A 21,711-nucleotide genomic window follows, 5' to 3' on the forward strand; every position below is an offset into this window, starting at 1 on the left:
GCTAACATCACCAAACTAAAAATATAAAAGAGTTATTCATGAAGCAACACTCCGTAAGAGAATCTTGGCTTGAAGATGCCGTAAGACATTTGGAACCTGTTTTTTCAAAAGCGGGCTATGCCATTCCACCGGTCAGGGTGTCTTGTGGTTTTCCAGCTTCAAGTAGTCCAAGAACTACGCTGGGACAATGCTGGCCCCGTGAGCGCTCTGGCGGCGGGGTAAATGAGATTTTTATCTCCCCCAAGCTAGATGACCCTGTTCAGTTATTAGATACCTTGGTGCATGAACTTTGCCATGCGGTAGATGATTGTTTTAGCGGCCACGGCGAGGACTTTAAAGGCATTGCCCAAACTGTTGGCCTGGAAGGCCCTGCCCGAATGGCCCATGCAACTGAAGAGTTGATGGTGCGCTTGATGATGATTAGCCAAGAGCTTGGCCCATACCCTCATCAAGCCATTGTTTTCCCACCACCCCGGCCGAGCAATGCGAGTCGCAATAAAGCCAAGTGTGCTCAGTGCGGATATGAGGTAACGCTACTCAAGAAGTGGGCAACTTATGGTGCACCTATTTGTCCCAAGGACAATATCCGTATGCAAGAAGCGGTGATTGAAACAATTGAAAATACAACTGGGCACGATACAGAGTCTGTTACCGGTTTTAAGCCCAAGGCGGATGAAATTCGTCGGGCAATTAGCTAAACCCATTCACACTGAAAATGAGATGAGACATTAAATGAAGAAAAATACAATCATTCAGAATCCAAAAATCGCCGTAATTGCTGGCGATGGCATTGGTAAAGAGGTCATGCCAGAAGGGGTTCGCGCACTAGAGGCTGCTAGCAAAAAGTTTGGTATTGGTATGCAGTTCGATCATTTTGATTTTGCAAGCTGCGACTACTATCTCCAGCACGGCAAGATGATGCCCGATGATTGGTTTGATACCCTGATGCAATACGATGCCATCTTCTTTGGTGCCGTTGGTATGCCAAATATTCTGCCGGATCACGTGTCTTTATGGGGAAGCCTCATTCAGTTCCGTCGTTGCTTTGACCAGTATGTCAATTTGCGACCAGTCCGACTGCTCCCTGGTGTTCCATGTCCATTAGCCAATCGCAAGCCAGGTGACATTGATTTTTACGTCGTGCGTGAAAATACTGAGGGTGAATATTCCAGTGTCGGTGGAAAAATGTTCCCGGATACTGATCGAGAGTTCGTGATTCAGGAATCCATCTTTACCAGACAAGGCGTTGACCGCATTCTTCAATATGCTTTTGATCTCGCCCAAAGTCGTCCCAAAAAGCATTTAACCTCTGCGACTAAGTCTAACGGTATTGCCATCACCATGCCTTATTGGGATGAACGAGTGGAACAAATGGCGAAGCAATTTGGCGATGTGCGGATGGATAAATACCATATCGATATCTTGGCTGCCCATTTTGTGATGAACCCCGACAGATTTGATGTTGTAGTGGCTAGCAATCTATTTGGCGATATCTTGTCTGATTTAGGTCCAGCCTGCACTGGAACCATCGCGGTAGCGCCATCCGGAAGTATTAATCCAGAAGGTAAGTTCCCATCATTGTTTGAGCCGGTTCATGGCTCAGCTCCTGACATCTATGGAAAGATGATTGCCAATCCGATTGGACAGATCTGGTCTGGATCCATGATGTTGGATCACTTGGGTTATCCAGAGGCAGGCAAAGCGATATTCAATGCTATTGAGCGAGTTCTTTCTACAGCTGGCGCTCCGCTTACGCCTGACTTGGGTGGTAAAGCTCGCACTGATGATTTGGGCAAAGCAATCGCCGCTGAAATCTAAATTGGTATTTAGTTAGACTTTAGTTGGCTGCAGCAGAAGGACTCCATACGGGGTCCTTTTTGCTTGCCTTTGCAATCTCACCCAAGATCTTTTCGTGTAACTGGCAATCCTCATCGCTCGCGCTCAAGAGTTTGAGCTTGCTTGGTAGGGCCTTCATCTGCCCAGATGCATCAGTGCCGACGGTGTAATCAATCAAATCAATCGAGAGATCTTCTTGACCGCGCGTCATGGCCACATAGACTTCGGCCAAGAGCTGGGCATCTAACAAAGCGCCGTGCAGGGTTCTATGTTGATTGCTAATGGCAAAGCGCTCACAGAGTGCATCCAGCGAGTTGCGCTTGCCTGGGAACATCTGCCGCGCATCTAAAAGGGTGTCAGTGATTTTGGCAGCAAGGCCTCTGAAAGCCGGGCGCTTCAGTAAAGCAAATTCGTTATCTAAGAATCCCAAGTCAAATGCCGCATTATGAATAACTACCTCAGCACCATCAACAAACTCAATCAGCTCTTCAACAATATTGGCGAACACCGGCTTGTCAGATAGAAACTCACGTGACAGTCCATGAACTGCAAACGCACCTGCATCAATATCACGCTCTGGATTAATGTAGTAATGGAAAGTGCGATCAGTTAAGCGGCGACCTATCATTTCAACGCAACCGATTTCAATAATACGGTCACCCGTAGCAGGATTCAGGCCAGTGGTTTCGGTATCGAGAATAACTTGACGCATTAGGTGCCTTCCAACACAGATGGGGGGATTTCCATGGGTCCATTGCCTGCGTATTTATCTAAATAGAGGTAGATCACAGGCGTAATGATGAGGGTTACAAATTGGGAGAAGATGAGTCCGCCGGCCACGCTAATACCCAGGGGTTGGCGCAATTCTGCTCCAGCGCCTAAGCCCAATGCGATAGGGAGTGCACCCATGAGTGCAGCGATGGTGGTCATCATGATTGGTCTAAAGCGCAAGATACAGGCTTCACGAATCGCTTTTTCTGGAGACATGCCTTGATTACGCTGCGCATCCAAGGCAAAGTCGATCATTAAGATGGCATTCTTTTTGACAATACCAATGAGTAGCAAGATACCAATCGATGCAACGATGGTCAACTCAAATCCAAAGATGCGAAGCGATAAGATGGCCCCAATAGCTGCTGAGGGGAGGCCAGCCAAAATGGTGAGTGGGTGGATATAGCTCTCATAAAGAACACCGAGCAAAATATAAATCACACCCAAAGCCGCCAAGATCAGAATGATCTGACCAGATTGATTATCTTTAAAGACGGCTGCATCACCGCCATAGCTGGTAATAATTGAAGGTGGAAGTCCAATCTCTTTCTCGTACCCATCGATTGCCTTCGTTGCATCACCCAGGAAAACATCTGGCGCAAGGTTAAAGGAGATGGTCACCGCTGGAATTTGACCCTGATGATTTACGGCTGTTGGCCCAACAGTGCGAACAAAGCTAGCCAAACTGGAGAGGGGAATTAATTTATCAGTAGCCCGACCTCTCACAAATACTTTACTGAGATCAGTCTCAAACTGACGATCATTCTCAGCAGTTTCTAGGATGACGTAATAGGTGTTGACTGGCGTATAGATCGTGGATACCTGGCGCTCACCGAACGAGTTATACAGTGCACTACGAATATCTGCAATCGTGACACCGGCGCTCGCAGCTTGTTCACGATTGATCTCAATTTTGACGTTGAGACCTTTCATCTTGGAGTCGCTTGTAACATCTCTAAAAATGGGGTTGGAGCGGATCTTATCGGTCATCTTATCCGCCCACTCATTGACGCCCTCAAAGCCTACGCTTTGAAGCGTAAATTGGTAGCGACTCTTACTGGTGCGACCACCCAGTTGTAAATTCTGAACTGGACGCATGTAAACCTGAAGACCTGGAATATCTTTGAACTTATTTCGCAGGCCTTCAATAACCTTAGACATCTTTTCGCGGTCACCCTTAGGTTTTAGGATGATAAAGAAGCGGCCAGTATTTCTTCCGGCGCTTTGACCACCACCCAAAATGGAGATTGAGTTAGCGACGTTGGGATCGTTGTTCACAATCTCTGCTGCGCGGTCTTGAAGCTCCAGCATGGTTTTAAAGGAGGTGTCCTCTGCAGCTTCTGTGGTTGCAGTAATTTGGCCAATATCCTCTTCAGGAAAAAATCCTTTAGGACTATTGGCAAACAAGTAAATAGTCAGGAAGAAGCTTGCAACGGCTCCCCACAATACTTTTTTGCGATTGGCTAATGCTAGATCCAGATAGTGGACGTAAGCCTTGAGAGACCAGTCAAAAATTCGATCGAATTTTTTAGTGATGGCATATTCTTTTGGATGGTCGCCAGGCTTTGGTAGGAAGCGGCTGCAGAGTAGGGGAACTATGGTGAGAGAGACCACTGCCGAAACCAGAATTGCCAGCGAAACCACTACTGCAAATTCTCTAAATAGTAGGCCGATTGGGCCGGCCATAAAGAACAGGGGAATGAAAACTGCCACCAAAGAGATGGAGATCGAGATAATTGTGAACCCTACCTCTTTACTGCCTTTAAGCGAGGCCTTAAGCGGATCCATGCCTTGTTCAATGTAGCGCATGATGTTCTCAAGCACAACGATGGCATCGTCCACTACTAGACCAACGGCGAGCGTAATTCCCAGCAAGGAAATATTGTCTAGGCTATAGCCTAAAACGTAGAGTAAGAAGAATGCGCCGATGAGTGAGATGGGAAGGCTGATCGAGGGAATCAGCGTTGCTGATATGCGCTTCAAGAATAAGAAGATCACCATCACAACAAGCAAAATAGTTAAGACTAAAGTGATGTTGACATCATGAATCGCTTCAATGATGGAGAGGGATCGATCGTTAATCAGCGTTAATTTAATGGACGCTGGCATTTGCTCTTGCAATGAAGGGAGCAGTTTTTTGATCGCCTTAACCAGATCAACAGTATTTGCATTGGGTTGGCGTAAGATGCCAATCGCAATGGAGCGCTCTCCACCGGATGTAGCAAAAGTTTTTACATCCTCAAAACTTTCTTGGACATCTGCGACATCGCGAAGATATACCGGCAAGCCATTTCGCTGCGCGATGATGAGGTTGCCGAATTCTTCTGCTTTGACTAACTGGGGATTGGCATAAATAGTGATCAGCTGACGTGGTCCATCTAAGGTACCTACTGGGCTATTGGTATTGGCCTTATTAATCGCCGTGGCCAATTCTTCCATGGTGATGTTGCGGTTGCCTAAAGCATCGGGGCGCACGCTCACACGGACAGCATAGCGTTTCGCACCGTATACCTGTACTTGAGAGACTCCGCTAATAGTCGAGATATTCGGAGCTAGCAGATTCTCTGCGTAGTCATTAATCTCAGACAGGCTCATCGATGGTGAGCTGACTCGAATGACAAGCACTGCTGTATCAGCAGGATTAATTTTGCGATAAGACGGGGGGATTGTCATTTCTATCGGAAGCCTACGCTGTGCACGTAGTAAGGCTGCTTGTACATCCACCGCAGCTTTATCAATATCTCGTTCGCTCGTAAATTCCAAGGTGATGCTGGTGGAGCCTAAGGTGTTAGTTGAGCTAATCACCTTGATGCCATCAATAGTGGAAAACTCTTTTTCCAGTGGCAGGGCTACCGAGGACGCCATATTTTCTGGTGCTGCTCCAGGAAGACTCGCGCTCACCGAAATAATCGGCGTATTAAAGCTAGGCAGTGCTGCAACGGGAATATTGAAGTAGGCAACAGCGCCTGCGATCACGAGTGAAATAGAGAGCAGCACCGTCATGACGGGCCGTCTGATGCATAACTCAGAGAGTGTCATTTTGTCTCGGGCGCAGGAGTGGGTGTAGCTGCTTTAGCGGGAGCGGCTGCAGGAGTTTGTTTCTTGGCTTCACGGATCTTGCTACCAGGCCTCAGATTTTGTTTGCCCTCAACAATGACTCGAGAGCCCGCTTCAATCCCTCTGATCACTGCGCTACCTTGGTACTCGTAAATTACTTTGATAGGTTTAGATTGCACCTTATCGTCTTTATCCACTAGATAGACCACACGACCTTTCGGGCTAATCACAATGGCTTCAGATGGAACTGCGATGGCATCTTTTAGGGTGTTTGCACTCAAGGAGACACGAGCGAACTGACCGGGTAGAAGAGTCATCTTCTCATTTGGAATTTGAGCACGCACTCGTACTGCTGCAATACTAGGATCCACTTGGTTGTCAATCACAAGCACTTCACCTTCGTAAACAGATTTAGCATCATTGCCAACGCTCACTTTGACTTTGAGTGGCTTATCCGCCTGTTTACCGTCCATTAATAAGGGAATGTCTTTCTCAGGCACTACAAATTGAACGTTGATTGGATTCAGTTGGGTAATCGTCACCATGGAACCAACGCTGGAGGTTGCTGTCGAGCTCGTTGCAGTAGTTACCACGTTGCTTGCTTGTACTAGAGAGCCTGGGAATACGTTGATGATGCCGGCTCGTCCCGCAATAGGGGATCGGATGGAGTCATAGGAGAGTTGTACTTCAGCAGAGCGTGCAGCTGCCTGTGCTGACTTAGCATTCGCTAGAGAAGTCTCCAGACCTGCCTTTGAAATAAAGTTCTTGGTGACTAGTTCTTTAGCTCGCAAGTATTGTTTTTGAGCGTCGTCTGCCAATGCTTTTAATTTCTCATAGTTGGCGCGATCATTACGGTCATCTAGAGTGAAGAGGAGCTCACCTTCCTTCACTTCCTGCCCATCTTTAATGTGAATGGTTTTGACCGTATTGGTTGTCATTGGGCGAATATCCACAATACTGCTGGAGATGATCGTGCCCGTTGCCTCAATAATTAATGGAATATCTTTTTTCTCCACTACGACGCTCGTAATGGTTTGTGCCCCACCTGTTTTGCCGGCAGCAGGGAAGAAATAATCAAATGCCTTGGAACCAGCATATAAAACAATCAGCAGCGCCAAAATACGCCACTTGTATTTGAGTGTGAACTCCTTCGCTGTCGCGTAATCTAATTGTTTGACCTTAGCAAGATAGGGGGATGCTTTTTGCCAAAGAGTGCATAAGCGAGCCTTTAGCGCATTTTTGAGTAGGGGCAGCTTGGCAACGACTTTATCGAGTGCTGATTCAATTTTTGACACGGTCTCGGAGTTTTTCTTGGTTCTATATGGGTTAAGCGGTGAATTCTGTACCAGCTTTGAATGCAATCATTCTCTCATAAGACCGTTAAAAACGGGCTTGCTAAGGCCTATCCAGCCTAGGGCAGAAATTCCTCTACACCTTTGTTTGCCAGCAGGTCTGCCAGCTCATTTCCGGGGTGGCCATTGTGTCCGCGCACCCAATGCCAGGAGATCTTGTGATCAGGAATGAGGGCATCCAATTCCTGCCATAAATCCGCATTCTTGACGGGATCCTTGCTGGCAGTCTTCCACCCCCTTTTTTTCCAGCCTTCTAGCCACTCCGTAACGCCTTTTTGGACGTATTGTGAGTCAGTCCATAGCTCGACTGAGCTGGTTTGCTTGAGGGCTCGAAGCGCATGAATCACCGCACTAATTTCCATGCGGTTATTGGTGGTGTGCTCAGCCCCTCCGTGTAAATGCTTTTCATGACCACCCGAGCGTAAAACCGCGCCCCAGCCGCCAGGCCCGGGATTGCCTTTGCAGGCGCCATCGGTGTAAATAACAATATGGGGGAGGGATTTGGTGTGGGGCATGCCGTTAATTTACTTGGTCTTGGCTATTTGCCAAATTCTGGCGGCTTTCAGCTGCCGGAGTTAATTGAGCCATTGCGGGTATGCGTAAGCCTTGGGCTTGCCCAATCAGGCGGATACCTTGCTGGCGTTTAATGGCCGAGACCAAGAAAACAGCCCCAAATATAGGCCACCAACGATTGCCCGCAGGTTCCATAAAGTCCATTCTGGATATACCTGATTCACCGCTCAGTGGGAGTTTGTAGCACCCAAAATGACCTCGATCCAATGAGAAATTCAAAAGCTGTAACCAGTCTTTAATCCTCAGAAGGCTAATAAATTGACCATCTCGCGGCAAATAAGGGCTGCCGATCAAGCGGCTGAGATATTGGCGCATGCCCCAAAGGCTGGCGGGATTAAATCCCGAAATGATCAAGCGACCCTCAGGGCGCAAGACGCGCTCAGCCTCCCGCAGAATTTGATGGGGGTCGGCAGCAAATTCCAGAACATGCGGCAATACCAATAAGTCGATGCTTTCCGAGGCAAAAGGGAGCTCATTGGCATCCCCCTCAATCTGATGCCAACTGAACAGGCTGGCCTGTTTTTGGCGATCATGGGCGTCAATCAGCAGGGCCTGCAAAGGCATGCGGTTTTCTGCCAGGGTATTCAGTTGCGGCAAGCCAATTTGAACGGCATAAAAACCAAAGACATCAGCCACAATTTGATTGAAGCATTTCTGCTCCCAGCCAAGTACATAACGTCCTGGGGGTGATTGCAACCACTTTTCCCATGAACTCCATGGTGGTGCAGGCATCTGGGATGGGGAGGGTGGGATTGGTATCATCGGTCTATGGTGAAGAATACTTTATTGCAAGTTTGGCCGATACCGGCTTTTGATGACAATTACATCTGGTGTATCCATGATGGTCAGTCTGCCTTAATCGTAGATCCGGGTGATGCTGCCCCCGTTTTGCAATATCTCGAGCAAAAAAATCTGACTCTGACAGGTATTTTAATTACCCATCATCATGCTGACCATACTGGCGGCATATTGAACTTATTAGAGTTCTTGGGTGTTCAGGTTCCTGTGTATGGCCCTGCAAGTATTGACATTCCGGGTCGTACGAATGCCATGATGGAAGGCGACAAGATTGAAGTGGCTGCACCACGGATTAGCTTTGAGGTGTACGAGGTACCAGGCCATACCCTGAGCCACATTGCTTACTTTGCCAATATGCAGGCTAACGTCGTCGAACCCATGCTGTTTTGTGGCGACACCTTATTTGCCTCTGGCTGCGGTCGTTTATTCGAGGGCACGCCAACCCAGATGAGCCAGTCGCTCGCCAAGTTCATTGCCTTGCCAAAAAATACCTTGGTGTATTGCACTCATGAATACACCTTATCCAATATCCGATTTGCTCTAGCCGTTGAGCCCAATAATGCAAACCTCATCACTTGGGCAGAAACCGCTAAAGCTCTGCGCGATCAACATTTGCCGACCTTGCCAACGACCATCGGGCAGGAGTTGCAAGTGAACCCCTTCATGCGCTGTGATCAGCAAGCTGTCATCGACGCAGCAGTTGAGGTCTCAGGAGAAAAATCTCTGCCGACGCCGGCACATGTATTGGCCGTGATTCGAGCCTGGAAGGATCGGTTCTGATGTTGTGGCGCTATGCGGCAATATTTCTCATTGCCGCACTCTCGGGTTGTGCGAGTACGGGAGATTGGTCTTCGGATACGCCGACTCGTCAGGATCCTCGTGCCTCTAAAGCAAAGCGGGTTAATCTAAAGAATCAGTCTGTCAGTGATCTGTATGCACCTTCCAGCAATCTCTGGATCCGCATTCGGGATGGCTTTGAGATGGAGCCCATGAACACACCATTGGAGATCGAGCAAGTGCGTTGGCTGAGTGCGCGTCCCGACTACGTTCACCGTTCCATGGCCCGTTCATCACGCTATCTCTTTTATATCGTGCAAGAGGTCAATGCGCGCAATATGCCAACTGAGATTGCATTGCTCCCATTTGTAGAAAGTGCTTTTGTCACTCATGCCAAATCCAGTGCAAAAGCAATGGGATTGTGGCAGTTTATGCCTGCAACCGGTAAAGACTTTCGTTTAACTCAAAACGTCTTTCGAGATGAGCGGCGCGATGTGCTGCAATCAACCGATGCTGCATTGGATTATCTGCAGCGCTTACATAAGCAATTCGGTAGCTGGGATCTTGCATTGGCAGCCTACAACTGGGGGGCGGGCAATGTCTCGAAAGCCCAAAAGCGCAATTTGGCCGCAGGACTCCCAACAGACTATCTGAGCCTCAAAATGCCCAATGAGACCCGGAACTATGTGCCCAAGTTGATGGCTTACCGACAGATTGTGTTGGATCCAACGGCTTACGGCATCGTGTTGCCTGAGTTAGAGAATCACCCTTATTTTGTAGCTGTGGATGTTGGCTCTGATATCGATGTGGAGTTAGTCATCAAGCTTGCTGAGATTCCATCGGATGAATTTCATAGTCTCAATCCATCGTTTAATAAGCCGGTGATTCTCAGTAATGCTAACCAACAGATTTTGCTGCCGTTCGGGCATGCGGAAATCTTCCAAGAAAATCTTAAGAAGTACAACAAGCCACTGTCCTCTTGGACGGCTGTGCAGATTACTAAAACCGAGACAGTGGATAAGGCTGCCAAAACCCTGGGGGTTGATGTGGATGCCTTAAGAGAGGTCAACGCTATTCCCAAGGGCATGCGCATTCGGGCTGGATCTACCGTTTTAATCCCCAAAACCAGTCAGCGTCCCGGGGATATTTCATTGGCCATGGCAGAAAACGGCAGTCTGAGTCTGGATAAACCAGCTCCACCGGCAGCTCAAAAGTGTGCAAAAGGGGCTAAATGCCCGGTAGTAAAGTCTGCAAAAGGCGCTACTAAGGGTAATTCTTCTAAAAATAATGCTGCATCTCAGCATAAATCCGCATCGACAGGACTTGCAAAATCTGCGAAAAATGGTACTGCGAATGCTTCTAGCTCGACTGCCAAGGTTTCCAATAGCAAAGGGGCTAGCAAGATTCAGTAATCCCAGACACTTTAATTTACTTATTTAGGTTGACCATGTCCTACAAATCAGAACACGAACGCTCCATTAAAGACCCAGATGGATTCTGGGGAGAGCAGGCAAAACTTATTCACTGGGAAAAGCCTTTTAATAAAGTTCTGGATTACGCAAACCCCCCGTTTGCGAAATGGTTTGAAGGTGGCTTAACCAATCTTTGCTACAACGCAGTTGACCGCCACCTGAAAGATCGTCCCGATCAAATTGCTTTGGTTGCTGTTTCAACCGAAACCAATGTAGAGAAAGCCTATACATTCAAAGAGCTCTACGAAGAAGTCAATCGTATGGCTGCAATCTATCAAGCGAATGGCGTTAAAAAGGGCGATCGCGTATTGATCTATATGCCGATGATTGCTGAAGCATGTTTCGCAATGCTCGCTTGTGCCCGTATTGGTGCAATTCACTCAGTTGTATTTGGTGGCTTTGCATCTCATAGCTTGGCATCTCGTATCGATGATGCAAAACCCAAAATGATTGTGACCTCAGAGGCAGGATCACGTGCTGGCAAATCCGTTCCCTACAAGCCATTGCTTGATGAGGCCATTACTCTGGCAAGTTACAAGCCAGAAAAAGTATTGATTGTGAATCGCGGCTTAACTGAGTTCACTACAGTTGCTGGACGCGATTTGGACTACGCAAGTGAGCGCCAAAAACATTTAAATGACTTGGTACCAGTTGAGTGGGTTGATGCCACACATCCTTCTTATATTCTGTATACATCCGGTACAACGGGCAAGCCTAAGGGAGTGCAGCGTGATACCGGCGGTTATGCTGTGGCCTTGATGTCCACGATGAACCATATCTTCTGTGGCAAGCCTGGTGAAACCATGTTTACTACCTCAGACATTGGCTGGGTTGTTGGTCATAGCTATATCATTTACGCACCACTACTCAATGGCATGGCAACCATCATGTATGAGGGCACACCATTGAGTCCAGATGCGGGTATTTGGTGGAAGCTGGTAGAGAAGTACAAAGTCTCTGTCATGTTCTCTGCACCTACTGCAGTTCGTGTTCTCAAGAAGCAAGATCCCGCATTCTTAACTAAATACGATCTCTCCAGTTTGCGCGCCTTGTTCTTAGCTGGTGAGCCTTTGGATGAGCCAACGGCGACATGGATCCATGGAGCGATTAATAAGCCGATCGTAGATAACTATTGGCAGACAGAAACAGGTTGGCCAATGTTGGCGATTCAGCGGGGCGTAGAAGTCATGCCGCATAAGTTTGGCTCGCCTGGCGTTCCTTCCTTCGGTTACAACATGAAGTTATTGGATGACGCTACATCGCAAGAGCTGGGCCCAGATCAGAAGGGTGTGATTGCGATTGAGGGACCTTTACCTCCAGGTTGTATGCAAACCGTTTGGGGCGACGACAAACGCTTTGTGAGCACCTATTGGGAAACCATTCCTGGCAAGACCATTTACTCTACCTTTGACTGGGGCATTAAGGACGAAGACGGTTACTTCTTTATCTTGGGTCGAACTGATGACGTGATTAACGTTGCTGGCCACCGCTTGGGTACTCGCGAGATAGAGGAGAGTATTTCTGGTCATCCCAATATTTCTGAAGTAGCTGTGGTGGGTATTGAGGACAAGCTCAAGGGTCAGGCCGCAATTGCTTTTGTGATTCCAAAGGATTCCTCTAATACGGCGACTCTTGAAGCTGAATGCATGAAGACTGTGGACACTACCTTGGGCGCGATTGCCCGTCCGGGTCGCGTGTACATCGTCACAGCATTACCAAAGACCCGTTCTGGCAAGATTGTCCGCCGTGCACTCCAGGCTGTAGCGGAAGGGCGCGATCCAGGTGATATCAGCACCATGGAAGATCAGGCTGTTTTGGCTCAAATTAAGACCATCATCGAGCAAAGCGCAAAGTCTTGAACAAAGCCCGAAACTGGCCAAAATAAGCCTCTTAGTCTGATGACTTTGGGGCTTATTGCCTTCTGAGCCTAATTGGCTGGGAATTCAAGGGTTTATACGTAAAACTGGTATCATTGGCAGGTTCAAAACTTAATAAATTACCCTAGCGCTTAAAGACACTCACCTCCCGCACAAACAGTCCTGGGTTGGTCTTTTTGGGGTGTTGAGCGTCGGATGGAGCAGGGACTGGAGATGGTTTGTCACCCTTGCTTCCTTCTTTTCCTCCCGCCGTGTTGGCTCTAGCCGACGGCACCGTATTTCCCGGTCTGAGTATTGGCGCCCCTGGCGAAACTACCGGCGAAGTCGTTTTCAATACCGCACTTACTGGCTATCAAGAGATCATTACTGATCCTAGTTACTCGCGCCAAATTGTCACTTTGACCTATCCCCATATCGGTAACGTTGGGGTAAACGGTCAAGATGCTGAGTCGGATCAGATTCATGCGGCTGGCTTGGTTGTTAAAGACCTTTCCAAGCGTGTCTCCAATTTCCGCTCAGAAGAAAGCCTCGATAGCTATCTCACCAAAGCGGGGGTAGTTGGCATCTCTGGTATCGATACTCGTAAGCTCACTCGCATCCTGCGTGACAAAGGTGCTCAGTCTGGCGCAATCGTCGCTGGCAACATGGGTGATGACCTTGAGGCTCTTGGCAAGAAAGCCTTGGAGTTGGCTAAAGCCTTCCCAGGTATGTCCGGTTTAGATCTGGCTAAGGTAGTTACTACCAAGACTCCATATCAATGGCGCGAAGCTGAATGGGATCTACACGGCCCTGACGGTAAAGCTGCATACAGAAGCTTAGATACAAGCAAGCCAATCAAAAAAGTGGTTGCTTATGACTTTGGTGTGAAGCGCAATATTTTGCGCATGCTGACAGAGCGTGGCTGCGAACTCACAGTTGTGCCTGCACAAACCAGCGCTGCTGAAGTGTTGGCGATGAATCCAGATGGCGTGTTCTTCTCAAATGGCCCTGGAGATCCTGGCCCTTGTGATTACGCTATTGCTGCTGCAAAAGAAATTATTGAAAAGGGTATTCCAACCTTCGGTATCTGCTTAGGTCACCAAATCATGGGCTTGGCTGCTGGTGCCAAAACTTTGAAGATGAAGTTTGGTCACCACGGCGCCAATCACCCAGTAAAAGATTTGGATACTGGGCGCGTAGCCATTACATCGCAGAACCATGGTTTTGCGGTCGATGCCAATACCTTGCCTGACAACATTCGTGTTACCCACGTTTCCTTATTTGATGGATCACTGCAAGGCTTGGCTTGGAAGGATAAGCCAGCTTTGTGTTTCCAAGGTCACCCAGAGGCCTCACCAGGCCCTCATGACATTGCTTATTTATTTGATCGTTTTGTGGAGCTAATGAATGCTGCCGCTGTTAGTAACAAGGGAGGCAAATAATGCCTAAGCGTAGCGACATTAAGAGCATCCTGATTATTGGTGCTGGCCCAATTGTGATTGGCCAGGCTTGTGAGTTTGATTATTCCGGTGCGCAGGCTTGTAAAGCTTTGCGTGACGAAGGTTACAAAGTGATTTTGGTGAACAGCAATCCTGCCACCATCATGACTGACCCGGAGATGGCTGATATCACTTATATCGAGCCGATTACCTGGGAAGTGGTAGAACGTATTATTGCCACCGAAAAACCAGATGCGATTTTGCCAACTATGGGTGGTCAAACTGCCTTGAATTGCGCACTCGATTTGCATCGCCATGGTGTTCTCGAAAAATACGGTTGCGAATTAATTGGCGCTTCACCAGAAGCGATTGATAAAGCAGAAGACCGTCAAAAGTTTAAAGATGCCATGACCAAAATTGGTCTGGGTTCTGCGAAGTCTGGCATTGCGCATTCCATGGATGAGGCGCACGAAGTTCAGCAGCGTATTCAAAAAGAAACTGGTAGCTTAGGTTTCCCAGTTGTGATTCGTCCATCATTCACCATGGGTGGATCTGGTGGCGGTATTGCTTATAACCGCGAAGAGTTTGAAGAGATTTGCAAACGCGGCTTAGATTTATCACCAACCCGCGAACTCTTAATTGAAGAGTCCCTCTTGGGTTGGAAAGAGTTCGAGATGGAAGTGGTGCGTGATCGTGCTGATAACTGCATCATCGTTTGCTCAATCGAAAACTTAGATCCGATGGGTGTGCATACCGGCGACTCAATTACTGTTGCCCCAGCACAAACACTGACGGATAAAGAGTATCAAATTCTGCGCAACGCCTCGATTGCGGTGTTGCGTGAGATTGGTGTTGATACTGGCGGTTCAAACGTGCAGTTCTCGATTAACCCAGTCGACGGTCGCATGATCGTGATTGAGATGAACCCACGCGTTTCACGTTCATCTGCATTGGCTTCTAAAGCAACCGGTTTCCCAATCGCCAAGATTGCTGCAAAGCTGGCTGTTGGCTACACCTTGGATGAGCTGAAGAACGATATTACTGGTGGCGCAACTCCAGCATCCTTTGAGCCATCCATCGACTATGTTGTGACGAAGATTCCACGTTTTGCGTTTGAGAAGTTCCCGCAAGCGGATTCTCGTTTAACTACGCAGATGAAGTCCGTAGGTGAGGTGATGGCGATTGGCCGAACTTTCCAAGAGTCGTTCCAAAAAGCATTACGTGGTTTAGAGGTGGGCGTCGATGGTCTCGATGAAGTTTCTACAGATTTAGATGACATCATTCAAGAAATCGGCGAACCAGGACCAGATCGTATTTGGTATTTGGCAGACGCGTTCCGTATGGGCATGGGTCTCGATGAGGTTTACAACGAGACCAAGATAGACCCTTGGTTCTTGGAGCAGATTGAAGAGCTCATCACGATGGAAACTGAGCTCAAGCAGCGCAAGATCGATAGTTTGTCAGCGCCTGAACTACGTTTTATTAAACAAAAAGGCTTTTCAGATCGTCGCTTAGCGAAGTTGTTGGGAGTGGATGCTTCCTCCGTTCGTGCAGCACGTCATCGTCTTAAAGTGGTGCCCGTATACAAGCGGGTGGATACTTGTGCTGCTGAGTTCTCTACGAACACAGCGTATCTGTACTCCACATATGAAGCAGAGCATGGTGAGTGTGAATCCCAGCCAACCACCAAAGATAAGATCATGGTGCTTGGTGGTGGACCCAACCGCATTGGTCAAGGTATTGAGTTTGACTATTGCTGCGTTCATGCCGCACTAGCAATGCGCGATGACGGTTATGAAACCATCATGGTGAACTGCAACCCAGAAACAGTTTCGACTGACTACGATACATCTGATCGCTTGTATTTTGAGCCATTAACTTTGGAAGATGTTTTGGAGATCGTTGCGATTGAAAAACCAAAAGGTGTGATCGTGCAGTACGGCGGTCAAACTCCATTGAAATTGGCTTTGGATCTCGAGGCGAACGGTGTTCCAATTATTGGCACATCGCCAGACATGATTGATGCCGCTGAAGATCGCGAGCGCTTCCAAAAGTTATTGCATGAGTTGAACTTACGCCAGCCACCTAACCGTACTGCACGCGCAGAAGACGAGGCCCTCAAGCTTGCCGAAGAAATTGGCTATCCATTGGTAGTGCGTCCTTCCTATGTATTGGGTGGTCGCGCCATGGAAATCGTGCATGACGGTCGTGATCTCGAACGCTATATGCGTGAAGCGGTCAAGGTTTCTCATGACTCACCAGTTTTATTAGATCGCTTCTTAAATGATGCGATTGAGTGTGATGTGGACTGTATTAGCGATGGCCAGCGTGTATTCATCGGCGGTGTGATGGAGCACATTGAGCAGGCCGGTGTCCACTCTGGCGATTCCGCTTGTTCATTGCCTCCTTATTCCTTGTCTGATGAGACGATTGCCGAAATCAAACGTCAAACAGCAGCAATGGCTAAAGGATTGAACGTAGTTGGTTTGATGAACGTCCAATTTGCGATTCAGAATGTCGATGGTAAAGATGTTATCTATGTTCTCGAGGTAAATCCACGCGCCTCCCGTACCGTGCCATTTGTATCGAAGGCAACTGGTTTGCAGTTGGCGAAGATTGCAGCGCGCTGCATGGTTGGTCAGACTTTAGATCAGCAGGGCATTAAAGCTGAGGTGAAGCCAGGCTATTTCTCAGTGAAAGAAGCGGTATTCCCGTTCAATAAGTTCCCAGGCATTGACCCGATTCTCGGGCCAGAGATGCGCTCTACTGGTGAAGTAATGGGTGTTGGTAAAACTTTCGGTGAAGCCTTGTTTAAGTCTCAGTTAGGCGCTGGCATTAAATTGCCTAAGAGCGGAACTGTAGTCTTAACGGTGAAAGATAGCGACAAGCCTAAAGCTGTTGAAGTGGCTAAGCTCTTGCATCAACTCGGCTTCCCAATGGTTGCCACTAAAGGCACTGCTGCGGCGATTGAAGCTGCTGGATTGCCAGTACGTGTAGTCAATAAAGTAAAAGATGGTCGTCCCCATATTGTTGATCTGATCAAGAATGGTGAGATTTCACTGGTATTTACTACTGTTGATGAAACTCGCACAGCGATTGCAGATTCACGTTCCATTCGTACCAGTGCTCAAGCCAATAATGTGACTTACTACACTACGATTAGTGCAGCACGCGCGGTGATGGATGGTTTAATGACATCGCAAAATGGCAATAAAGAGTCTCTTGAGGTGTATTCATTGCAGAATCTGCATAAGACTCTCAATTAAATTAAGTTAGGTAAGAAGCATGAACACAATCCCGATTACTAAGCGTGGCGCAGAGCTCCTCAAAGAGGAGTTGCATCGCTTAAAGCATGTCGAGCGCCCATCAGTAATTAATGCAATCTCTGAGGCACGTGCACAAGGCGATCTTTCTGAGAATGCTGAGTACGATGCCGCTAAGGAGAAGCAAGGATTTATCGAAGGTCGTATTCAAGAGCTTGAAGGCAAGCTGTCCGCAGCGCAAATCATTGACCCAGCCACTTTGGATGTGAACGGTCGGGTGGTGTTTGGTGCGACTGTAGATCTTGAAGATTTAGAAGATGGCACCAAGCTCACTTACCAGATCGTTGGCGATGATGAGGCGGATATTGCCGTGAATAAGATCTCGATTAGCTCGCCGATTGCCCGCGCTTTGATCAGCAAAGAAGAGGGCGACGTTGTTGCCGTTCAGGCTCCCGGCGGTAATCGTGAAGTAGAAATTCTCGCGGTTCGTTACATCTAATATCAACGAGAATCAAGATGCAGACTGTAGAGACTCCGAATCATATGGGAGCTCAAAGACTCTTCATTTTGATTTCGGGCTTATGGGTTGGAAGTCTGCTCGCTGTGGGCTACTTGGTTGCCCCAGCTATTTTTAGCACCATGACTGATCGTCAGGCTGCTGGCATGGTTGCTGGCAGCATCTTTAAGTTAGAGGCCTATCTGAGCTTGATCGTATCTATCAGCCTGATGGTCTTAGCTAATCTCTTAGTCAATCGTGGACTGAATCATTTCAGAATCATCCGCTGGCTCTTATTGGCCATGCTGCTGTGTTCTATTGCCGCAGCCTTTGTCTTGATCCCTTGGATGAATACCCTTCGCGATAACGCTTTGCTCCAAGGTATGCCGGTCATGCTCTCTCCCTCCGCTACTTTGTTTGGAAGGCTCCATGGCGTCTCCAGCATTCTGTTTATGCTGCAAAGTCTCTTGGGAATTACTTTGGTCTGGCGGCTTACTAAAAGGTAGGCAATAAAAAACGCCGACTAGCGGCGTTTTTTTAAAACTCATTGATGCACTCTGCATCAAGAACCTAATGATTTCTTCTTCGTGCTGCTCATGCGTACCTTACGTTTCTTAATTGGCGCAGGCGCTGCTATTGCCTTGCGGTAGCCAGGCGATGACCAGCCAATCTTAGACTCGGCAGCATCAGCACGCAGAACGCGCTTCTTTGGGGCGGCGCTTTTGACTGCAGCTGCTCTTTCAAATGGTGACTTGCTAGCAGCAGAGCGTCGATCCGATCTTTCAGAAGTGCTGGTGCGAACACCGGCTTTTGCCACCACACGATTCGGTTGACGCTTCGTGCGAGGTGCTTGCAATGATTTCTTGGTTTGCTTGCTGGATCTTCCTAAGTTGGAGAGGGCAGCATCCACAATATCGATTGGCTTCCAAAGTACAAGTAACTTGCCGATGTGCTGAACTGGCGCTGCGCCCAGTTTGTCGCAAAGCTCTTCATAGATGGCAATACGGGCATCACGATCATCGCCAAATACGCGAACTTTGATCAAGCCGTGATGAGAAATAGCCAACTTAGCTTCTTTGATGACCGCAGGGGTCAGGCCGTCGCCGCCGATCATGACAACTGGACTCAGTCCATGGGCATCAGCTTTGAGGGATTTACGTTGTGCGGGGGTAATAGTAAGTGCAGTCATGGCCTCGATGATAGAGCATTAGGGCTTGTAAAACAGGGCTTTCGGCCCCATATAAACCGATATCAAGCTGTTTTACGTCGATTCCTTTTGCCTTGTAGGGCATAAACAAGGAAAATGGATGCCGAAAGTGGGTAAGTTGTGGCAAAGAATAAATTTAATAAAAGTTGGTTGCAGGATCACTTAAATGATCCATACGTGAAGATGGCCCAAAAAGAGGGTTATCGTGCACGAGCAGTCTATAAGCTGAGTGAGATAGACGAGCAAGACCGACTCATCAAAGCAGGTATGACTATTGTGGATCTGGGGAGTGCTCCTGGGAGTTGGTCTCAGTACGCCCGTAATCGCCTGACTGAACTTGGTAAAAATAATCCAGATATTGAATCTGGGAAGCCGGATGGAACCATCATTGCAATCGATATCCTGCCAATGGAGGATATTGCCGATGTTTCCTTTATTCAGGGAGACTTTCGTGAGGATGAGGGTTTAAGGGCACTTGAGGCGCTTTTGCCAGCTGATGCAGAAGGAAAGGTCGATCTTGTGATGTCGGATATGGCCCCCAATCTCTCTGGGGTGGGTGTGGCAGATGCTGCTCGCATGGCTTTTCTGGCAGAAATTGCCCTGGATTTTTCAGTCCAGCACCTCAAACCAGAAGGTGCCTTACTCATTAAGTGCTTTAACGGCAGTGGCTACAGTCAAATCGTGGAATCCTTCAAAAAGGTCTTCAAAACCGTGGCCTCCAGAAAGCCCAAAGCCTCTAGAGCGAAGTCCTCGGAAATCTTTTTACTTGGCCGCGACCTCAAACCACCTAAATAACCCCCAAAAAGCAGGGGTTTATCAAATAAATCCGCTCTCAGCTCTTGAAAAAGCCTAGTAGTAGAATCAAATACTTAGATATAGCAATCCGCTTTAACTCCCGGATTAATCCGGCAAAGGTCTCCTTTTGAATAGCAATATGTTGCAAAAAGTCGGTGTGTGGCTCATTGTGGGTTTGGTCTTGTTTACTGTCTTCAAACAGTTTGATAAGCCAAAAGACCAGAATCAAGTCACGTATTCTCAATTCATGGACGATGCCAAAGCTGGCAAAGTAAAACGAGTTGATGTGCAAGGTCGCACTCTGCAAGTGACTCCAAATGACGGCAACAAATATTCCATCATCTCCCCGGGAGATATTTGGATGGTTGGCGATCTCATGAAATTCGGAGTTCAGGTAACTGGTAAAGCGGATGATGAGCCAAATATGTTGGTTTCTGCTTTGTACTATCTCGGACCAACTCTATTGATTATCGGTTTCTGGTTCTTCATGATGCGCCAGATGCAAGGTGGCGGTAAGGGCGGTGCATTCTCCTTCGGCAAATCCAAAGCGCGCTTAATTGATGAGAACAGCAACACAGTTACTTTTGCTGATGTTGCTGGTTGCGATGAAGCAAAAGAAGAAGTCTTTGAGATCGTTGACTTCCTGAAAGATCCACAAAAATTTCAAAAGCTCGGCGGCCGTATTCCGCACGGTGTATTGCTAGTAGGCCCTCCGGGAACTGGTAAGACCTTGTTAGCACGTGCGATTGCGGGTGAAGCAAAAGTTCCGTTCTTCTCCATCTCTGGTTCAGACTTCGTAGAGATGTTTGTTGGTGTCGGCGCATCACGTGTGCGTGACATGTTTGAGAACGCTAAGAAAAATTCTCCTTGCATCATCTTTATTGATGAGATCGATGCAGTTGGTCGTCACCGTGGTGCTGGTATGGGCGGCGGTAATGATGAGCGCGAACAAACTCTCAACCAGATGTTGGTAGAGATGGATGGCTTTGAAAGCAATAGCGGTGTCATCGTGGTTGCGGCAACTAACCGTTCTGATGTGTTGGACCGTGCCTTGCTGCGTCCTGGTCGTTTCGACCGTCAAGTACATGTTGGCTTGCCAGACATACGTGGTCGCGAGCAGATCTTGCAAGTACACATGCGTAAAGTTCCAATTGATCCGGATGTTGACGCAGCGGTTTTAGCGCGTGGCACTCCTGGTTTCTCAGGCGCTGATTTAGCTAACTTAGTTAATGAGTCTGCATTGTTTGCGGCGCGTCGTAATAAGCGTGCTGTCGATATGAAAGACTTTGAAGATGCAAAAGATAAGATCTACATGGGTCCTGAGCGCAAATCAGCAGTCATGCGCGAAGAGGAGCGTCGTAACACGGCGTATCACGAGTCTGGCCATGCTGTAGTTGCTAAGGTATTGCCTAAGGCTGATCCGGTACACAAGGTCACCATCATGCCCCGCGGTATGGCGCTGGGTGTTACCTGGCAGTTACCAGAATTTGATCGTGTGAATTTATATAAAGATCGCATGATGGAAGAGTTAGCAATTTTGTTTGGCGGTCGTGCTGCCGAAGAAGTCTTCTTGCACTCCATGAGTACTGGCGCATCCAATGACTTTGAGCGTGCTACCAAAATGGCGCGTGACATGGTGACGCGTTACGGTATGAGTGATAGCTTGGGTACGATGGTTTATGTCGATACCGAATCAGAAAGCATGTTCGGTCGTACTAGCTCCAAGACGGTTTCTGAGTTGACCCAACAAAAGGTGGATGCAGAGATTCGTGCATTGGTAGATAGTCAATATGCCTTGGCAAGATCCATTCTTGAGCAGAACCGCGACAAGGTAGAAGCCATGGTGGCTGCTTTGCTTGAGTGGGAAACCATTGATGCTGAGCAGATCACTGACATTATGGAAGGTCGCCCGCCACGTGCACCTAAGCCTCCACCAGCAACCCAGTTTGGTAACTCTGCTGGTACGCCAGGTCCTGCTGCAGGCGCTGCGCCAGCGACCGCTTAATTAGCCCCAAGCTA

17 protein-coding genes are annotated in these 21,711 nt (G+C 48.0%); 11 read left to right on the top strand and 6 right to left on the bottom strand.

Features of this window, described 5'->3' with window-relative positions:
* Positions 1-38 precede the first annotated feature (38 nt).
* Positions 39-698: a SprT family zinc-dependent metalloprotease gene (locus AOC19_RS03485; protein WP_215377605.1), complete on the top strand. Its 660-nt coding sequence runs from the start codon at positions 39-41 to the stop codon at positions 696-698.
* 34 nt (positions 699-732) lie between these two features.
* Positions 733-1,818, top strand: a complete 1,086-nt coding sequence (locus tag AOC19_RS03490) for a tartrate dehydrogenase (protein WP_435367679.1) — start codon at positions 733-735, stop codon at positions 1,816-1,818.
* Between the two features lie 19 nt (positions 1,819-1,837).
* Here the strand turns inward: AOC19_RS03490 and dnaQ are convergent, their stop codons facing one another.
* The 5 genes from dnaQ to AOC19_RS03515 all read right to left on the bottom strand — a co-directional run bounded on the left by dnaQ (position 1,838) and on the right by AOC19_RS03515 (position 8,321).
* On the bottom strand, positions 1,838-2,548 hold the full coding sequence (gene dnaQ / locus AOC19_RS03495; protein WP_215377606.1) for a DNA polymerase III subunit epsilon: 711 nt from the start codon (positions 2,546-2,548) through the stop codon (positions 1,838-1,840).
* Positions 2,548-5,646: an efflux RND transporter permease subunit gene (locus tag AOC19_RS03500; RefSeq protein WP_215377608.1), complete on the bottom strand. Its 3,099-nt coding sequence runs from the start codon at positions 5,644-5,646 to the stop codon at positions 2,548-2,550. Before AOC19_RS03500 ends, dnaQ begins: the two co-directional genes overlap by 1 nt.
* Positions 5,643-6,959 (bottom strand): efflux RND transporter periplasmic adaptor subunit, encoded by a 1,317-nt coding sequence (locus AOC19_RS03505; RefSeq protein WP_215377610.1) that lies wholly within the window; start codon positions 6,957-6,959, stop codon positions 5,643-5,645. The genes AOC19_RS03500 and AOC19_RS03505 overlap by 4 nt, the downstream gene beginning before the upstream one ends.
* 116 nt (positions 6,960-7,075) lie before the next feature.
* Positions 7,076-7,531, bottom strand: a complete 456-nt coding sequence (gene rnhA / locus AOC19_RS03510) for a ribonuclease HI (protein ID WP_215334807.1) — start codon at positions 7,529-7,531, stop codon at positions 7,076-7,078.
* Positions 7,532-7,535: 4 nt separating this feature from the next.
* Positions 7,536-8,321 (bottom strand): class I SAM-dependent methyltransferase, encoded by a 786-nt coding sequence (locus AOC19_RS03515; RefSeq protein WP_251368077.1) that lies wholly within the window; start codon positions 8,319-8,321, stop codon positions 7,536-7,538.
* A gap of 36 nt (positions 8,322-8,357) precedes the next feature.
* Here AOC19_RS03515 and gloB point away from each other — a divergent pair, with 36 nt between their 5' ends.
* From gloB to AOC19_RS03550, 7 genes are all read left to right on the top strand, one after another.
* Positions 8,358-9,167, top strand: a complete 810-nt coding sequence (gloB, locus tag AOC19_RS03520; RefSeq protein WP_215377614.1) for a hydroxyacylglutathione hydrolase — start codon at positions 8,358-8,360, stop codon at positions 9,165-9,167.
* Positions 9,167-10,576 carry a transglycosylase SLT domain-containing protein gene (locus AOC19_RS03525; RefSeq protein ID WP_215377615.1) on the top strand — a complete coding sequence of 470 codons (1,410 nt, stop codon included), beginning with the start codon at positions 9,167-9,169 and terminating at the stop codon, positions 10,574-10,576. The genes gloB and AOC19_RS03525 overlap by 1 nt, the downstream gene beginning before the upstream one ends.
* 35 nt (positions 10,577-10,611) lie before the next feature.
* Positions 10,612-12,495 carry a propionate--CoA ligase gene (locus AOC19_RS03530; RefSeq protein WP_215377617.1) on the top strand — a complete coding sequence of 628 codons (1,884 nt, stop codon included), beginning with the start codon at positions 10,612-10,614 and terminating at the stop codon, positions 12,493-12,495.
* A gap of 245 nt (positions 12,496-12,740) precedes the next feature.
* The gene (gene carA / locus AOC19_RS03535) at positions 12,741-13,934 is read left to right on the top strand and encodes a glutamine-hydrolyzing carbamoyl-phosphate synthase small subunit (protein WP_215378075.1); all 1,194 of its coding nucleotides are present in this window, start codon (positions 12,741-12,743) and stop codon (positions 13,932-13,934) included.
* Positions 13,934-17,197 carry a carbamoyl-phosphate synthase large subunit gene (gene carB / locus AOC19_RS03540; RefSeq protein WP_215377619.1) on the top strand — a complete coding sequence of 1,088 codons (3,264 nt, stop codon included), beginning with the start codon at positions 13,934-13,936 and terminating at the stop codon, positions 17,195-17,197. The genes carA and carB overlap by 1 nt, the downstream gene beginning before the upstream one ends.
* A 19-nt stretch (positions 17,198-17,216) precedes the next feature.
* Complete coding sequence (gene greA / locus AOC19_RS03545; protein WP_215377621.1) at positions 17,217-17,693, top strand: transcription elongation factor GreA; 477 nt, start codon at positions 17,217-17,219, stop codon at positions 17,691-17,693.
* 44 nt (positions 17,694-17,737) lie between these two features.
* The gene (locus AOC19_RS03550) at positions 17,738-18,196 is read left to right on the top strand and encodes a DUF4149 domain-containing protein (RefSeq protein ID WP_215377622.1); all 459 of its coding nucleotides are present in this window, start codon (positions 17,738-17,740) and stop codon (positions 18,194-18,196) included.
* A gap of 56 nt (positions 18,197-18,252) precedes the next feature.
* Here the strand turns inward: AOC19_RS03550 and AOC19_RS03555 are convergent, their stop codons facing one another.
* On the bottom strand, positions 18,253-18,879 hold the full coding sequence (locus AOC19_RS03555) for a YhbY family RNA-binding protein (RefSeq protein ID WP_215377624.1): 627 nt from the start codon (positions 18,877-18,879) through the stop codon (positions 18,253-18,255).
* 138 nt (positions 18,880-19,017) lie between these two features.
* On the opposite strand from AOC19_RS03555, the gene AOC19_RS03560 reads away from it, so the two are divergent.
* Entirely contained in the window at positions 19,018-19,692 is a 675-nt protein-coding gene (locus AOC19_RS03560; protein WP_215377626.1) for an RlmE family RNA methyltransferase, read from the top strand.
* Between the two features lie 127 nt (positions 19,693-19,819).
* Entirely contained in the window at positions 19,820-21,697 is a 1,878-nt protein-coding gene (gene ftsH, locus AOC19_RS03565; protein ID WP_215377628.1) for an ATP-dependent zinc metalloprotease FtsH, read from the top strand.
* Positions 21,698-21,711 lie beyond the last annotated feature (14 nt).

This window comes from Polynucleobacter asymbioticus (genome assembly GCF_018687575.1).
Classification (GTDB): Bacteria; Pseudomonadota; Gammaproteobacteria; order Burkholderiales; family Burkholderiaceae; genus Polynucleobacter; species Polynucleobacter asymbioticus_C.

What these genes read in the sequence shown, in the direction of transcription:
- AOC19_RS03485 (WP_215377605.1), top strand. Translation starts at nt 39, where the DNA reads ATGAAGCAACACTCCGTAAGAGAATCTTGGCTTGAAGATGCCGTAAGA.
- AOC19_RS03490 (WP_435367679.1), top strand. Translation starts at nt 733, where the DNA reads ATGAAGAAAAATACAATCATTCAGAATCCAAAAATCGCCGTAATTGCT.
- dnaQ (WP_215377606.1), bottom strand. Translation starts at nt 2,548, where the DNA reads ATGCGTCAAGTTATTCTCGATACCGAAACCACTGGCCTGAATCCTGCT.
- AOC19_RS03500 (WP_215377608.1), bottom strand. Translation starts at nt 5,646, where the DNA reads ATGACACTCTCTGAGTTATGCATCAGACGGCCCGTCATGACGGTGCTG.
- rnhA (WP_215334807.1), bottom strand. Translation starts at nt 7,531, where the DNA reads ATGCCCCACACCAAATCCCTCCCCCATATTGTTATTTACACCGATGGC.
- AOC19_RS03515 (WP_251368077.1), bottom strand. Translation starts at nt 8,321, where the DNA reads ATGCCTGCACCACCATGGAGTTCATGGGAAAAGTGGTTGCAATCACCC.
- gloB (WP_215377614.1), top strand. Translation starts at nt 8,358, where the DNA reads ATGGTGAAGAATACTTTATTGCAAGTTTGGCCGATACCGGCTTTTGAT.
- AOC19_RS03525 (WP_215377615.1), top strand. Translation starts at nt 9,167, where the DNA reads ATGTTGTGGCGCTATGCGGCAATATTTCTCATTGCCGCACTCTCGGGT.
- AOC19_RS03530 (WP_215377617.1), top strand. Translation starts at nt 10,612, where the DNA reads ATGTCCTACAAATCAGAACACGAACGCTCCATTAAAGACCCAGATGGA.
- carB (WP_215377619.1), top strand. Translation starts at nt 13,934, where the DNA reads ATGCCTAAGCGTAGCGACATTAAGAGCATCCTGATTATTGGTGCTGGC.
- greA (WP_215377621.1), top strand. Translation starts at nt 17,217, where the DNA reads ATGAACACAATCCCGATTACTAAGCGTGGCGCAGAGCTCCTCAAAGAG.
- AOC19_RS03550 (WP_215377622.1), top strand. Translation starts at nt 17,738, where the DNA reads ATGGGAGCTCAAAGACTCTTCATTTTGATTTCGGGCTTATGGGTTGGA.
- AOC19_RS03555 (WP_215377624.1), bottom strand. Translation starts at nt 18,879, where the DNA reads ATGACTGCACTTACTATTACCCCCGCACAACGTAAATCCCTCAAAGCT.